General features: G+C 63.1%; 12 protein-coding genes and 2 pseudogenes. 5 read left to right on the top strand and 9 right to left on the bottom strand.

What is annotated here, in order from left to right; translation table 11 throughout:
• Positions 1-90: 90 nt before the first annotated feature.
• Both EOA13_RS05150 and EOA13_RS39550 read left to right on the top strand, forming a co-directional pair.
• Positions 91-1,257 (top strand): ATP-grasp domain-containing protein, encoded by a 1,167-nt coding sequence (locus EOA13_RS05150; RefSeq protein ID WP_127290242.1) that lies wholly within the window; start codon positions 91-93, stop codon positions 1,255-1,257.
• A gap of 4 nt (positions 1,258-1,261) precedes the next feature.
• Positions 1,262-2,033 (top strand): annotated as a pseudogene (locus tag EOA13_RS39550) (hypothetical protein).
• 22 nt (positions 2,034-2,055) lie between these two features.
• On the opposite strand, the gene EOA13_RS05140 reads toward EOA13_RS39550, so the two are convergent.
• On the bottom strand, positions 2,056-3,591 hold the full coding sequence (locus EOA13_RS05140) for an MFS transporter (protein ID WP_127290240.1): 1,536 nt from the start codon (positions 3,589-3,591) through the stop codon (positions 2,056-2,058).
• 146 nt (positions 3,592-3,737) lie between these two features.
• On the opposite strand from EOA13_RS05140, the gene EOA13_RS05135 reads away from it, so the two are divergent.
• Positions 3,738-4,622 carry a LysR family transcriptional regulator gene (locus tag EOA13_RS05135; protein ID WP_127290238.1) on the top strand — a complete coding sequence of 295 codons (885 nt, stop codon included), beginning with the start codon at positions 3,738-3,740 and terminating at the stop codon, positions 4,620-4,622.
• A gap of 130 nt (positions 4,623-4,752) precedes the next feature.
• Complete coding sequence (locus tag EOA13_RS05130; protein ID WP_127290236.1) at positions 4,753-5,832, top strand: siderophore-interacting protein; 1,080 nt, start codon at positions 4,753-4,755, stop codon at positions 5,830-5,832.
• A 36-nt stretch (positions 5,833-5,868) separates the two neighbouring features.
• Here EOA13_RS05130 and EOA13_RS05125 read toward each other — a convergent pair whose 3' ends face one another.
• The 6 genes and pseudogenes from EOA13_RS05125 to EOA13_RS05100 all read right to left on the bottom strand — a co-directional run bounded on the left by EOA13_RS05125 (position 5,869) and on the right by EOA13_RS05100 (position 9,568).
• Positions 5,869-6,972: an AbrB family transcriptional regulator gene (locus EOA13_RS05125; protein ID WP_127290234.1), complete on the bottom strand. Its 1,104-nt coding sequence runs from the start codon at positions 6,970-6,972 to the stop codon at positions 5,869-5,871.
• A gap of 90 nt (positions 6,973-7,062) precedes the next feature.
• Positions 7,063-7,449, bottom strand: coding sequence for a type II toxin-antitoxin system VapC family toxin (locus tag EOA13_RS05120; RefSeq protein WP_127290232.1), 387 nt, complete (start codon positions 7,447-7,449; stop codon positions 7,063-7,065).
• Complete coding sequence (locus tag EOA13_RS05115) at positions 7,446-7,691, bottom strand: type II toxin-antitoxin system prevent-host-death family antitoxin (protein ID WP_127290230.1); 246 nt, start codon at positions 7,689-7,691, stop codon at positions 7,446-7,448. Before EOA13_RS05115 ends, EOA13_RS05120 begins: the two co-directional genes overlap by 4 nt.
• Before the next feature lie 136 nt (positions 7,692-7,827).
• On the bottom strand, positions 7,828-8,136 hold the full coding sequence (locus EOA13_RS05110; RefSeq protein WP_127290228.1) for a putative quinol monooxygenase: 309 nt from the start codon (positions 8,134-8,136) through the stop codon (positions 7,828-7,830).
• A 63-nt stretch (positions 8,137-8,199) separates the two neighbouring features.
• Positions 8,200-8,980: pseudogene (locus tag EOA13_RS05105) on the bottom strand (SDR family oxidoreductase).
• Between the two features lie 150 nt (positions 8,981-9,130).
• On the bottom strand, positions 9,131-9,568 hold the full coding sequence (locus EOA13_RS05100; protein WP_127290226.1) for a DsrE family protein: 438 nt from the start codon (positions 9,566-9,568) through the stop codon (positions 9,131-9,133).
• A gap of 102 nt (positions 9,569-9,670) precedes the next feature.
• Between EOA13_RS05100 and EOA13_RS05095 the strand changes: the two genes are divergently transcribed.
• Positions 9,671-10,774 carry a hypothetical protein gene (locus EOA13_RS05095; protein ID WP_127290224.1) on the top strand — a complete coding sequence of 368 codons (1,104 nt, stop codon included), beginning with the start codon at positions 9,671-9,673 and terminating at the stop codon, positions 10,772-10,774.
• 242 nt (positions 10,775-11,016) lie between these two features.
• On the opposite strand, the gene EOA13_RS05090 is transcribed toward EOA13_RS05095, so the two are convergent.
• Both EOA13_RS05090 and EOA13_RS05085 read right to left on the bottom strand, forming a co-directional pair.
• Positions 11,017-11,964: a cation diffusion facilitator family transporter gene (locus EOA13_RS05090; protein ID WP_023809882.1), complete on the bottom strand. Its 948-nt coding sequence runs from the start codon at positions 11,962-11,964 to the stop codon at positions 11,017-11,019.
• Positions 11,965-11,969: 5 nt separating this feature from the next.
• Positions 11,970-14,159: an anthranilate synthase gene (locus EOA13_RS05085; RefSeq protein WP_127290222.1), complete on the bottom strand. Its 2,190-nt coding sequence runs from the start codon at positions 14,157-14,159 to the stop codon at positions 11,970-11,972.
• Positions 14,160-14,461: the final 302 nt, after the last annotated feature.

Genomic DNA, 14,461 nt, shown 5'->3' with positions numbered 1-14,461 from the left:
TGCTGGTTATTGTCCCCACCGCACGTGCCCTTCCCCAGGCGCTGCAAATGCGCCAGACTTGGGCATCGACGGGTTGCGATGGGGTTGTCCATGAATTTCGTGTTCTTCTCGCCGCATTTTCCCGCCAACGGCGCGGATTTCTGCGACCGTTTGAAGAAGGCCGGAGCCAGGGTGCTCGGCATCGGCGACGCACCCTATGACGCACTCGACGCCAAGCTGAAGGCGGCGCTTTCAGAATATTACCGCGTCGCCGACATGGAAGACTACGATCCGGTGTTCCGGGCGGCAGGGCATTTCATCCACAAATGGGGCCGTATCGACCGTTTTGAATCGCTCAACGAACACTGGCTTGAGCTGGAAGCCAACATCCGCACCGATTTCAACATCTACGGCACCAAGCTCGATTTCGTGAAGAACCTGAAGCGCAAGAGCCGCATGCGCGCCTTCTTCCGCAAGAGTGGCGTCGACACCATCGCGCAGCGCAAATGCTCCGACCGTGCCGGGGCCATGACTTTCATCCGGCGCGTCGGCTATCCGGTGGTGGTCAAGCCCGACAGCGGTTCCGGCGCATCGAACACCTTCAAGATCTCCAACGCCAAAGAGCTCGACCAGTTCTTCCGGGACAAGCCCGAGGACGTGACCTTCGTCATGGAGCAGTTCATCGAGGGACTGGTGGTGACTTATGACGGGCTGGTCAACCGCGACGGCGAGGTGGTGCTGGCGGCCAGCCACCGCTATGACCAGAGCATCATGGAGGTGGTCAACCAGGACCGCCACATGAGCTACACCTGCTTTCCCAAGGTTAGACCGGCGATCGAGGAGGCCGGCCGCAAGATACTGAAGGCGTTCGACGTGCGCGAACGCTTCTTCCACATTGAGCTGTTCGAGACCAAGGACGACCGGGTCATCGCGCTGGAGGTCAACATGCGCCCGCCCGGCGCCTGGATGACCGATGCGATCAACTATACGTTCGACGTCGACGTCTATGCGGCATGGGCCGATATGGTGGTCAGAGATGCCGCCGGCGGCCCTTACGAGGGCAAATACTTCACCGCCTATGCCAGCCGCAAGCGACGCCTCCACTATTTGCACAGCCATGAGGACGTGCTAGCCGCGCACCGCGACAAGATCGTCCACCATCAGGCCATCGAAGAGGTTTTCAGCCGCGCCATGGGAAATTACGCCTATCAGATGCGCTCGAAAGACGAAGCAGCGCTGCGTCAGGCAGTCGCCTACATCCACGCGGAAGAGGCGTGAGGCGATGGACATTTCCTATCACAAGAATTTCTCGAGCCAGCTCGGCCGCGACATGGAATACAAGCGCTACGGCCATGCCGGCCGGCCGGTGGTGGTGTTTCCGACCTCGCAGGGCCGGTTCTACCAGTTCGAGGATTCCGGCGGGGTGGGCGCGCTGGCCGAATTCATCGACACCGGCCGCATCCAGCTGTTCACGGTCGACGGCATCGATTCGGAATCCTTCTTCGACAAGCATGCCGACGCGGCCCATCGCATCGCCCGCCACGAGGCCTATTTCCGCTATGTGCGCGAGGAGGCGCTGCCGGAGTTCCTGTCCGCAGCCGAGCAGGCCAATGGCGGCCGCAAGCTGAAGCCGCTGTTCTCGGGCGATGGGCGGCTATCACTCGTCGAACTTCGTCTTCCGCTTTCCCGAACTTGCCAGCGGCGTCATCGCGCTGTCGGGCGTCTATTCGGCGCGCGACTTCTTCGGCAAAGCGCTCGAGGGCGACATTTTCTACAACTCGCCGCTGGACTATCTGCCCGGCATCGTCGATCCCAAACTGCTGACCCGGCTGAAGGCGCTCAGGCTGATCTTCTGCTGCGGGCAGGGCGCATGGGAAGAGCGGATGCTGGTCGAGACGCGCAGGTTGGAACAGATCCTGCGCGACAAGTCCATTCCCGCCTGGGTCGATTACTGGGGTGGCGATGTCAGCCACGACTGGCCGTGGTGGCACAAGCAACTGGTCTATTTCTTCGGCCGCTGGCTGGATGAGGACCTGATGCACAGGCTCGATTGATAGCGGGGCCGTCCGCTGACTGCTACCCTTCCTGCGGCACTGCCTGGACGTCGACACTTTCACCTGAAGCCGATCCGCGACGCAGGCCAAGGAAGACGACGATGGCGGTCATGACGGTGATTGCCGCCAGCACGATCAGCAGCCTGTCGAACGCCGTCTCGTAGGCCTGGACCAGAACAGCGGCTCCGGCCTGGGGCAGATGTTGTGCTGCTTCGCCGAGGTTGCCGGTCACGAGCAGCTGGGCTGCCGCCGCCGCCTCCGTCGAAGATACCATTCCTTGTGCGGCGAGCTGCGCGGCGGTAAAGCCGGAAAGGGTCGCCATGACGATCGCCAGCGCCACGCCCTCGCAGGCGACGCGGGTGGTGTTGAAGATGCCGACCGCCATGCCGGCGCGCTCTCTCGGCACGACACTGACGGCAAGCCCGTCCATCAATCCCCAGGGCAGGGCGATGCCGACGCCGATCAGCATCAGCGGCGCCACCAGCGCACTATCGACCGGTGGTGTCAGGCTCAGCCAGACAAGCCCGGCGGCAGCGACAAGCAGGCCGACGCCGCAGATCGTGGCCGGCGCGATCCAGCGCGCCAGCTGTCCGGCGAGCATCGGCAGGATCAGCAGCGGGCCTGATAGGCAGATCATCAATTGCCCGGCCTTGATCTCGCTCATGCCCTCGATGCCGATGAAGCGGATCGGCAAAAGGACGAGCAGGACGACGAAGGCGTAAGCGGGTGCCGCAGCCAGAAACTGGACGCCGACGAAGCGGGGATAGGCAAACAGCGTGAGGTCAAGCATCGGCCGTTGTGCGCGCCGCTCGACAAAGACGAAGGCGACAAAACAGATGACAGAAGCGGCCAGAAGGGTGACGACAAGGGGATCGGCCCAGCCGCTCTGCGGGGCCTGGAGCACGCCATAGGTCAGCGACGCCAGCGCGATCGTGAAGGTGCCGGCTCCCGCCCAGTCGAGGCCAGTCGCATCCGGATCTCGCGATTCCCTGATGGTGCGCAGGCCGAGCATGGCGGCGGCAATCGCGAGTGCTGCAACCAGAAGAAAGATCGACCGCCAGCCGAATGCAGAGATAAGCAGGCCCGACGCGATCGGGCCGAAGGCGAGGCCGATGCCGAAACTGGTGCCGAGAAAGCTGAAGGCGCGCAGCCGCAATGGCCCTTCGAATTCCTGGGCGAGTGCCGAGGCGCCGCCAGCGAAGGCGGCCGCACTGCCGACACCCTGCACGGCCCGGAAAATGTCGAACCAGATGATGTCCGGCGCCAGCATCGCGCCCAGCGACGCCAGGACATAGAGGGAGAGGCCGAGGAGGAAGAGGCGCTTGCGGCCGTGATTGTCGGCCAGAGCGCCCGACGCCATCAGGGTGGCGCCGAAGGTCAGCATGAAGGCGTTTGTCACCCAGTTGAGCTCGATCGGACTGCCGCCGAGATCGGCCGCGATGCGCGACAGAGCGACGGCCGGACCGGTGAAGGTCAAGGGCATCGTCATCGCGGCAAGGCACACGGACAAGAGCACGAGCCATCTCTCGGCAGAGCCGGTTGTGGTCCTAGAAGTCATGGATTTCCCTATCTGAAACGGCACTCGCCGGTCGGCCGCGCGTTGCGGATCCGGTCGTGACGACAAGATAGGTCGTCGGCATTTCAGGAAAAATGGTGTTATATCTCCTGGTATATCGGACTGAAACGCTCGGATGGAATGACACGATGGATCGTCTCAACGGGCTCCTGGCCTTCGCCCGCACCGCCGAATTCGGCAGTTTCGTCGCTGCAGGGCGGGCCCTCGGCATCTCGGCTTCCGCCGTCGGCAAGAGCGTCGCGCGGCTCGAACAGGAGCTCGGCGTGCGGCTCCTGCAGCGCAGCACGCGGCGCATTGGCCTGACGGAAGAGGGCAAGCTGTTCAACGAGCGGGTGCGCCGCATCCTCGACGACATCGGCGATGCCGAGGCGATGCTGTCGCGGACACGGGAAACACCGCGTGGGCGGCTGCGCATATCGGCCCCGATCGTCACCTATCATCTGCTGCTGCCGGTGCTGTCGGAGTTCATGGCCCGCTATCCCGAGATCGAGCTCGACATCGATTTCAACGACCGGATCGTCGACGTCATCGACGAGGGCATCGATGTCGCGATCCGTAGCGGCGAACTGCCGGATTCGCGCCTTGTGTCGAGACCCGTTGCGCCCTTTCGCATGCTGCTGTGCGCGGCGCCCTCCTACCTGGACCGCCATGGCGCCCCCAGCGTGCCGGCTGATCTCACCAGGCATTTCGGCATAAACTTCCGCTTCCTGAACAGCGGCAGGCTGCTGGAGTGGCCATTCATAACCGGAAGCGCCGAACCGCAGATCCGCTCGATGCTGACCTGCAACAACATGGAAGCCTTGAAAGGCGCCACGCTCGCCGGCCTCGGCATAGCCTGCATGCCGGATTTCCTGGTGCGCGAGGCGCTGCACGAAGACAGGCTGCGTACCGTCCTCGACGGTCATGTCGACGGCCGTGGCCAGTTCCGGATGCTGTGGCCCTCCAATCGCCATTTGTCGCCGAAGGTGCGCGTGTTCGTCGATTTCCTTCCCGAACGCCTTGCCGCGCGGTAGGCGTTCATCGCTAAATATGAATTTTATAATCAAGTTTATGTGGAAACGCCGCAGCGGCTGTGGCATGTCGCTGACGGCGGTGGCGCTGCGGCGCTGCGGCGCTTGCCGAATTGTTGCGAAGGACTGAGCGATGGACCAACTTAGCGCGCAAACCCGGATCAGCGACGCGGCGATCAGGTTGGTGATGGATCGGCTGCGCGCAGAGCACAGCGAATTCGAGATCGACACCGGCGTCGCCGACCAATGGGAGCTTCGCCTCTACTATGGTTCGTTGAGCGCTACGCTCGATGATGAAACCGTTCTGATCCGCGTCGCGGCGACAGACGAAACCTGCCTCTCCTACATGAAGATGACGGTCGCCGGCCATGTCGCCGAACATCTCGGCACGACCAGGGGCATTCATTGGCAAGGCGACGGCGTCGACGCCGGCACGCCGGTCTTCTTCCGCGAGATCACGGTGATGTCGTCGACGCGGATTTCGGCCCATATGCAGCGCCTGCGCTTCGCCGGCAAAGATCTCGGCCGGTTTAGCCATGGCGGCCTGCACATGCGGCTGCTGCTGCCGCCGGCTGGCCGCCAGCCGGTCTGGCCGACGATGGGCGCCGACGGCCTGATTGTCTGGCCTTCGGGCGACGATGCTCTTGCCGTGCGGGTCTACACGATCCGGGCGCTGGATGCCGCAAGCGGCTGGCTCGATGTCGATTTCGTACTGCACCCCGGCCAGAACACGCCCGCCGCCACATTCGCGCAAAACGCACGGGCGGGAGATGTCATCGGTATGATCGGACCCGGCGGCGGCGACGCCCCGGTGGCGCAGACCTTGCTTCTGCTCGGCGACGACACAGCACTTCCCGCCATCGGCAGGATTTTGGAGCATCTGCCGCCATCAACACGTGCCGAGGCGCTGATCGAGGTCGATAGCCCGGATGACCGAATGGCGCTGGCGCAAGGGGACAATATCGACATCACCTGGCTTTACCGGCGCGGCCTCGAGGCCGGCACCGTGGGCCTCTTGTCGACCGCCTTGCGTGAGCGCAATCACATGGCGCTTGCCGACGGCCTGTACGTCTGGGCAAGTTGTGAATTCGGCGATTTCCGGGAGATCCGCAAGATCGTGCGCAAGCAGTGGGGTCTGCCGCGCGACCGGCACCTGGTCACCGCCTACTGGCGCCGCGACGCGCAAAGCGAGGATGAGGGCGGCGAGGAATAATCTGCGGCTTATGACCGTCTCCGGCAGCGATTTTGCCTATTGCCTGACGCTTCTCGCCACCAGCCGCGCGACGCTTGGGCCGACCAACAGCACGATCAGGAAGCGTGCCGATTGCAGCGCCATGACGAAGGAGATGTCGACGTTCTGCGCCGCGGCGGCAATGATGGCGATGCTGTCCATGCCGCCGGGGCTGGTTGCCAGATAGGCGGTCAGCGGATCGATGCCCAGGAGATGGCTGATCATGAAGGCAAGGCCGCCGCAAAAGGCGATCAACGCCACGATCGAGGCGATGATCTGCGGCAGCGCGCGCGTCGCATGGCGCAGGATCGCCCTGGTGAAATTCAGGCCGATCGACCAGCCGACCATGGCGTAACTGATTGCCAGCAGCCAGGGCGGCAATTGCATCTCAACGCCCAGGCCGAGATGGATGACGCCACCGAAGATGAAGGTGCCGAGGAAGTAGGGAGAAGGCAGCCGGCAAATCTTTCCCGACAGGCCGCCAACCAGCGCGATGCCGATGGTGGCGGCGAAGGCTTGGGCATCGATCGGCGGAAACCAGATGATGGGCGGGATTTCGATGCCCGACGTGTCGACCCACATCTTGGCAACGAGTGCTGCCGTCATCGAGACGAAGATGACGCGCAGATATTGCATGAAGGCGACGAGACGCTGGTCGGCGCCGAAGGCACCGGCCATCAGCACCATGGCGGTGGCCGCACCCGGCGACGAGCCCCAGACGGCTGTGGTGCCTGGCAGGATGCGCCAGCGGCTGATCAGCCAGCCGAGCAGGCTGGAGGCCGTGACGGTCGCCACCACGACGCCGAGAAACAGCGGCCATTCCCGGTAGAAGACCGGAAAGATGTCGGCCGAGATCGACGCCGCGACGAGGCAGCCGACGATCGCCTGGGCGGCGCCGAACAGAAGGCGCGGCACGCGCACCGTGGCGCCATTGGTGCCGGCGACGATGGCCGCCAGCATCGGCCCGATCAGCAGCGCCGCCGGCAGGGCCGCGAGTTCCAGCGCGCCGGCAAACAGGAGAGAAACAACCAGCAGGGCAAGCCACTGCCAGAGCTTGCGCATCCGCGCCATGCGTTCGAGTGTGGGCAGGTCCGGGGATGGCTGCTCGGCCAAGGAATCCATGTTCCGGTCTTAGACTCGAAGCGGGACGATGCGAACCCCCGCTTTGCCGAAAAAGGGAGTGATGCGCGATTCGCGCAGTTTACCAAGGTGTCAGAGCTTTCGGATGGGACCAGGATAACGGGCGACAAGATCGTCTATCGTTAGCAAGGTAATCCCCTCCACGGTTGCCTGGGCGACCAGGATTCGATCGAAGGGATCCTTGTGGATCGCCGGAAGTCCGTCGATGGCGAGGGCATGTTCGCTGGTGATCGGCAAGTCGTGATAGCCGTTGTCGAATAGGCCTCGCCGGAGCAAACGGGGGTCGACCTGGAAATCATCCCGTCCAAGTCCTCGTTTGATTGCGATCTCCCAAAGGCTGGCAGGACTGAACAGCAATTCGTTCTCTGGGTTCTCAATCTCGGCGAGAGCCGCAGGTGGTAGCCGATTCGGTTCGCCAGCCGCCCACAGCAGCAAATGGGTGTCGAGTAACAGTTTCAAGTTTTGACACCGAACAGTTGTTCAATCTCCTCGCCGCCCATGCGGTCGAAATCGTCGGGAACGGAGAACTGGCCGGCCATAAAACCGACCCTTCGCGCCTGCGACGAGGCCGGCTGATCGATAGGCACGACTTTGACCAATGGTTTGCCCGCCTTGGCGATGATGAACGACTCACCTTTGGCAGCTCGGTCAACGAGACGTGAAAGATTGGTCTTCGCATTGTGGATGTTCACGGTCTGCATCGCAAGTTGCTCCCATGTGGGCTTAGTCCACAGAACTTAGTCTATTTTCGGGAATATTGCAAATACGTCAGCCATTTGGGAGCGCAATCAACTAGCGAACCCTGAGGTCGAGATTGCTCACATGTGGATGCCTGCCTCACCCCGTCTTGCCGTCGGCCAGGCCGAAGCCGCCGACAGGGTGGGTCTCGACCTGAAATTCAAAGCCCGCGATGAACGGCCGCGCCTTGGCGATCGCCGCCTGGACTTCGGGAAGCTGCAGCGAGGCCTTGTGGCTTTCGGCGTCGGTCCACACTTCGGTGACCCAGATCGCGTCGGCGTCCGCGGGGTCGCGGGCGATGATGTAGTTCAGGCAACCCGGCAGGGCGCCGGTGCTGGCGCGCAGGAGGTCGATGACCGCGTCACGCTGGCCGCGCGCCGCCCGCATCTTGCCGATCAGTCCGTACATTCCGTTGTCTCCCTTTGAGGTTTTCGACAAGAGCGTGCAGATCGCCAGTATGCCGATAGCCGCTCAAGGCATCAACTGGCCGCCATTCACCTCGATCACCTGGCCGGTGATGTAGCCGCTCAGAAGATCGGAAGACAGGAACAGATAGGCGCCGACGCAATCCTGCGCCGTGCCGGCACGCCCCTGCGGAATGGTAGCGATCATGCCCTTCATCTGCTCGTCGGTCGAATAGCGCTCGTGGAACGGCGTCAGGATAGTGCCGGGCGCCACCGCGTTGACGCGGATGCCGAAGCCGATCAGTTCCTTGGCCATGCCGCGCGTCACATTGGAGACGAAGGCCTTGGCCGAGCCATAAAGCCCGGCGCCGCCGCCGGCGCCATTGCGGGCGGCAATCGAGGAGGTGTTGACGATGAAGCCGCCCTGTTTCTTCAGCCACGGGATCGCCTTGCGCGAAGCGGTCAGCACCGAACGGGCGTTGAGGTCCATCACAGCGTCGTAATGCGCCTCGGGTCTGCTCGGCATAGGGAATGCGGCCAAGCATGCCGCCGGCATTGTTGACCAGCCCGTCGAGGCGGCCGAAATATTGCGCGCTATCCTCGACGACGCGTTCGACATCGGCGGCAACGGAGAAATCGCCCTGAACGAGAAACACCTCGCCGCCCTTGTCGGCAATCGCCAGGCCGAGCTTCTCGGCGGCGTCTTGACTCGAATTGTAGTGCAGCGCCACCTTGCATTTCTGCGCTGCATAGGCCAGCGCGAGCGCCGCGCCGATGCCGGTCGACGCACCGGTGACCAGCACCGCCTTGCCGGCAAGATCGGGTATGCTGAGTGTGGTGGCTGGCACGGTTCTTCCTCCGGGACGTCTGCCTGTCCTTCGTAGGCCCTTGCCACCCCGGTGTTCAAGCCTTTGAGCAATTCAAGGAAACGTGTGAAACGGTTTCCCGGGAAAAGGAGTAGCGCTTTCCCTTGGGGAATTTGCGCCAAACAAACCGCTCTACGGGTGCAGATAGGCGTAACCTTGGCCTTGCAGTTCGGCGAGTTTGACGACACCGCCCTTGTCGGCGGCATGAAACCCGGCGAGCAGGTCGGGGAGCGAAATATCCATGCCTTGCATGGTGTTGGTGCAAGCATGAGATTCTAGCCCCTGCCGCACCAGGCCGGCGAAGCGCCCGGAAATCGCGGCCGATATTCCCTTCGACTTGAAGCTGGCCAAGGCCGGACCATGCACGACCAGCACGATGTCGACATTGCCGCCGGTGCCCTCATAGTGGTTCTTGATGTTGCCGAGCACGAAATTGACCTTGTCGGTGTCGCTCAAGTGGTAGGCGACTTTTTGCCTTGTGGGCTCGGTGGCGGATGCCTGTGCTGCCCGCAAACCGAGAAGCGTTCCGGTTCCGGCAAGAACCGCGCGAAACATGTCGCGCCGACGCATGGCATCCTCCTTCGCTTGGCGGCCCGCCGCGAATTGCGTGGCTGCGGCCGCAATACTAGCATAAATTGACGTCGCGTCCTGTCGATGCGGAGGAGAGATCACATGGCGTTCAGGGCAGGGGAATGGAAGACAGTCGCCGGCGCCGGGTTTGGCGCGGCGCTGCTTGGCTTGCTTGCCGGACCGGCCTCCGCCGACTATGCGCTGAAGCTCACCGAACTCAGTCCGAACGGCGCTGACGCCTGTTTCGGCCGCGTCTATGATGCGGGGCATCTCAAGGCGCACCCGAAGCAGAAGGTGGCCCGGATCTTCTTCTACTACGGCCATGATCCGGTCAGCCGGCCGAACGAGGAACCGACCGCGAATTCCGACACGTCCTACAATGCTTTCATCGCCACCACCGTGCGCGGCGCCAAGGCGCCTGAATGGGCCGGCGGCTGGTGCAATCACGCATCCGAGGACGGCAAGACAGGCCCGATCCATTGCGGCATGGAATGCGACCGGACGCTTGCGTCGCTGAAGGTCGATGACAAGGGTCGGCTGTTCGTCTCGGATCTGCAGCCCGACATCTATCTCGATGCCGGATCGGAAGAGGAGCTTGGCGCAGCGGAGTATGACAGGCAGGCGCTCGGCTCGGAGGACGACAATTTCCGCCTCGACCCGATGCCGGCGGCGACCTGCAAGGCCGAGTTCGCGCGCATCGATCCGATCGCCCCTGCGCTCGGGGCTCCACTGCGCGAGCGTCTGAAGCCGGACCAGGCATTCTGCTATGGGCGCGACTATGATGCAGCGCATCTCGGCTCGCACCCCGATCAGCTCACCAAGTCGATCCGGGTTTTCCGCGGCCCGGTCGAACTGGCGTCGTTTGCTTCAGGGGGCGACGCAGCCAACTGGCCTGATGGCGCCGACATTGCCGTTACCGTCACCACACGGCAGAAATCGGCCAAAGTCACGCAGACCTATTCCTGCCAGGCCGAAGCCGACCAGTGGCGCTGCGCGGCCAGTTCGAAGATGAGCGATTTCTCCTGCGACATCGCGCAGAAGGAGATTTTCCTCAAGCGTGGTGCCGATGGCACAATGATGCTGGCAAATCCCAACAGTGCACTCGCGATCGTCGACCTGTGTTCGAAGGCCGTCGACGGCAAGACGAAATCCGACGACAAGGTCTATCGGCTGCAGCCAATGCCGCAATCGGCCTGCGCGCCGTGAGCATCCAGCGTTTTCGTCATCCTATGGCGGAGCAAGGAGCGAAGCGACGCGGCGCAGACCATAGGATCCATGCCGTGACATCCGAGCGCTGCTGCGGTGCAGAATTCTGTTCCGCTGCACTCTGAGGCCAAGGTCGCGGCATGGATCCTCGGGTCTCCGCGACGGAGCTTCGCTCCTGCTCCGCCCGTGGATGACGAAGTCGAGGGGCTCTGGCTAATTTTTCAAAGACTACGGAAACCGCCTCACGCAAACGGCACGGCCGTCGTGCCCTTGGGGAGCTTGGCCTCGTCGTCGGGCTCGACATGGATGGTGACGCGCACCGAGGGGATTTCGGCCTTCAGCGCGTCCTCTATCCGGTCGCAGATGACATGGCTGGCGCCGACCGACATGTCGGCATCGACGACCAGATGAAACTCGATGAAGGTGGCGCGGCCGGCGATGCGCGTCTTGAGGTCGTGCACCTCCAGCGCGCCCTTGCAATTGGCCGAGATGACGTCGCGGATGCGCATGTGCTCCTGCGTATCGACTGCGCGGTCCATCAGGCCGTTCATCGACGAACCGATGACGTGCCAGCCCTGCCACAGGATGTTCAGCGCCACGAGAACGGCAAGCGCGGGGTCAAGGATCTGCCAGCCGGTCAGGATCGCCCCGACCAGGCCGCCGAAGACGCCGATCGAGGTCACCACGTCGGTCATGATGTGGTTGCCGTCGGCGACCAGTGCCGGTGATTTCTCAGCCCTGCCGGCGCGGATCAACGTCCAGGCCCAGAAGGCGTTGATGACTGTAGCGACGCCGTTGACGGCAAGACCTTCCCAGGGCTGTTCGAGCGGTGCCGGGGTCTGCCAGTGGCGCCAGACCTCGTTGAGGATCAAAAGGGCGGCGAGCACGATCAGCACGCCTTCCAGCACCGCCGAGAAGTACTCGGCCTTGTGATGGCCGAAAGGGTGGTCCTGGTCGGCCGGCTTGTGGCTGACCTGGATCGCCCAGAAGGCTGCAACCGAGGCAATGACGTTGACGATCGATTCCAAGGCGTCCGAGTAGAGCGCCACGGAGCCGGTGACGTACCAGGCGGCAGCCTTCAGCGCGAGCACGACAAAAGCGACGATAATCGACCAGAAGGCGAGATTGGCGATTTTGCGCTTCGCGGCCGCCTTGGCCGCGATCGCCATCGTGTTCTCGGCTTCGGCCATGATCGTCAGGCGGCCTTTTCCTTGGCCTTGCGGGGCAGGTGGGCGACGATGTTCTCGATGATGCGCATGCCGGCATTGTGGCCGAGCGTCATGATCGATTCCGGGTGGAACTGTACCGCGGCGATCGGCTCCTTGCGGTGTTCGAAGGCCATGATGATGCCGTCCTCGGTCTCGGCCGTGACGATGAAATCGTCGGGCAGGCGCACCGGATCGGCAAAGATCGAGTGGTAGCGGCCGACGGTCACTTCCTTGGGCAGGCCCGAGAAGATGATGCCGGGCTTGGAGACGCGGATGCGCGACGGCTTGCCGTGCATCGGTATGTGCAACTGCCGCAGTTCGCCGCCATAGGCCTCGGCCAGTGCCTGCAGGCCAAGGCAAACGCCGAAGATCGGCAGTTCACGCGCGCGCGCCTTCTTGATGGTTGCGGCGCAATCGAAGTCCTTCGGCGTGCCGGGGCCGGGCGACAGCACGACGAGATCGGGTTTCAGCCGGTCGAAGACTTCCTCAGGCACCGGCGAGCGAACGGTCGAGACGTTGGCGCCGGTCTGGCGGAAATAATTGGCCAGCGTGTGGACGAAACTATCCTCGTGGTCGACCAGCAGGATGTTGACGCCGTCGCCGACGCGCGCGGTGGTTCGCTCGGTGCTGGCGGAATTGCCTGTCTTGGCGTCGCGAATGGCGGAGAGCATGGCGGATGCCTTCAGTTCGGTTTCGGCTTCTTCTTCCTCGGGAATGCTGTCGAACAGCAATGTGGCGCCGGCGCGCACTTCGGCAATGCCGTCCTTGATACGGATGGTGCGCAGGGTGAGGCCGGTGTTCATGTCGCCGTTGAAATTGACCATGCCGATCGCGCCGCCATACCAGGCGCGCGGGCTTTTCTCGTTCTGCTCGATGAAGCGCATGGCCCACAATTTCGGCGCGCCGGTCACGGTGACCGCCCAGGCGTGCGACAGGAAGGCGTCGAAAGCATCCATGCCTTCGCGCAGCCGGCCTTCGATGTGGTCGACCGTGTGGATCAGACGCGAATACATTTCGATCTGCCGGCGGCCGATGACGCGCACCGAACCCGGCTCGCAGACCCGCGATTTGTCGTTGCGGTCGACGTCCGAGCACATGGTCAGCTCGGATTCGTCCTTCTTCGAGTTGAGCAGTTTCAGGATCTGCTCGGAGTCCGAAATGGCATCGTCGCCGCGCTTGATGGTGCCCGAGATCGGGCAGGTCTCGACGCGGCGGCCGTTGACGCGAACGAACATTTCGGGCGAGGCGCCGATCAGGTATTCGCCTTCGCCCAGATTGATGAAGAAGGAATAGGGCGAGGGGTTGATTGCCTTCAGCTTGCGCGAAATCTCGGATGGCTGCGTTTCGCAGCGCTCGTAGAACATCTGGCCGGGCACGACCTCGAACAGGTCGCCGCGCTTGAACGAATCCATCGCCTTGCGCACCAGATCGGCGTATTCGCCGGGTTCATGATCGCCGCGCGGCGGGATGCGGTCGGGGCTCTTGAACGGCTCGGCGATTTCGTCGCGCGGCAGCCCTTCAGTCGAAAAACCCTCGCCGGCATAGTCGTAGCGGTCAGTCCAGGCCTTGGCCGAATAATGGTCGACGACCAGGATCTCGTCGGGCAGGAAAAGCACCAGGTCGCGCTGACTCTCTTTGCGCTCGAGAGTGTGTTCGACCGGATCGAACTGGAAGGCGAGGTCGTAGCCGAAGGCGCCGTAGAGACCAAGATTGGCGTCTTCCTCGGTCTTGAACAGAGCGGTGATGGCGCGCAGTACGGTGAAGACTGAAGGGACGCGGCTGCGCTCCTCCTCGGTGAAGACACGGCCGGGCTTGGCGACATCGAGGCGGATGAGTGTCTTCGACGTCTCGGCGATGGTGACATCCGCCTGGCTGGCGAGCGCCTTGCCGATGACCGGCAGCAGCGCCTCGCCACGGCGGTTCAGCGCCTCGATGCGCATGGCACGGCCGCGCGCCGAGACGACCAGCGGCGGATCGATGATGGCGGTGTCCCAGCGCGTGTAGCGGCCGGGATATTCATAATTGGAGGAAAACACCGCACCGCGGCGCGAATTCAGGCCGTCGACATAGGCGTCAATCGCACCTGCATAGGGCCGGTCGTGGCGCGCGCGCGTGATGGTTATGCCACCCGCGGTCACGAAACTTTCCGCGCCGTTTTCCAGAACCTTCATCATCATTGCCGTCTCCATCAGCTTCTTGGGCAACGGACCCGGGAATGGCTTGGAAAAAACAAATGGCCGCCCGGACTTTCCGTTGCGGCCACCCTCTCTTTTCACGCGCACGTGTTCGAACAGGCCGCTGTCAGCAGGCCCACCACCAAATGGTCTTGATCGAACGCATGTTCATGGCGAAATCCATAGCCGCGAAAAACCGGATGCGCAACTGATTTGAAAAGCCTGCGGTGGCTGTCGCTTCTGCGCCTCATGGTACATCGCCAGAACCGGCTATGGCGCTTAGAATGTTCATCAACAGCAGGAAG

The organism is Mesorhizobium sp. M7A.F.Ca.US.011.01.1.1, assembly GCF_003998295.1.
In the GTDB taxonomy this organism is placed as follows: Bacteria; Pseudomonadota; Alphaproteobacteria; order Rhizobiales; family Rhizobiaceae; genus Mesorhizobium.
This window is presented reverse-complemented; position numbering and strand designations above follow the sequence as displayed.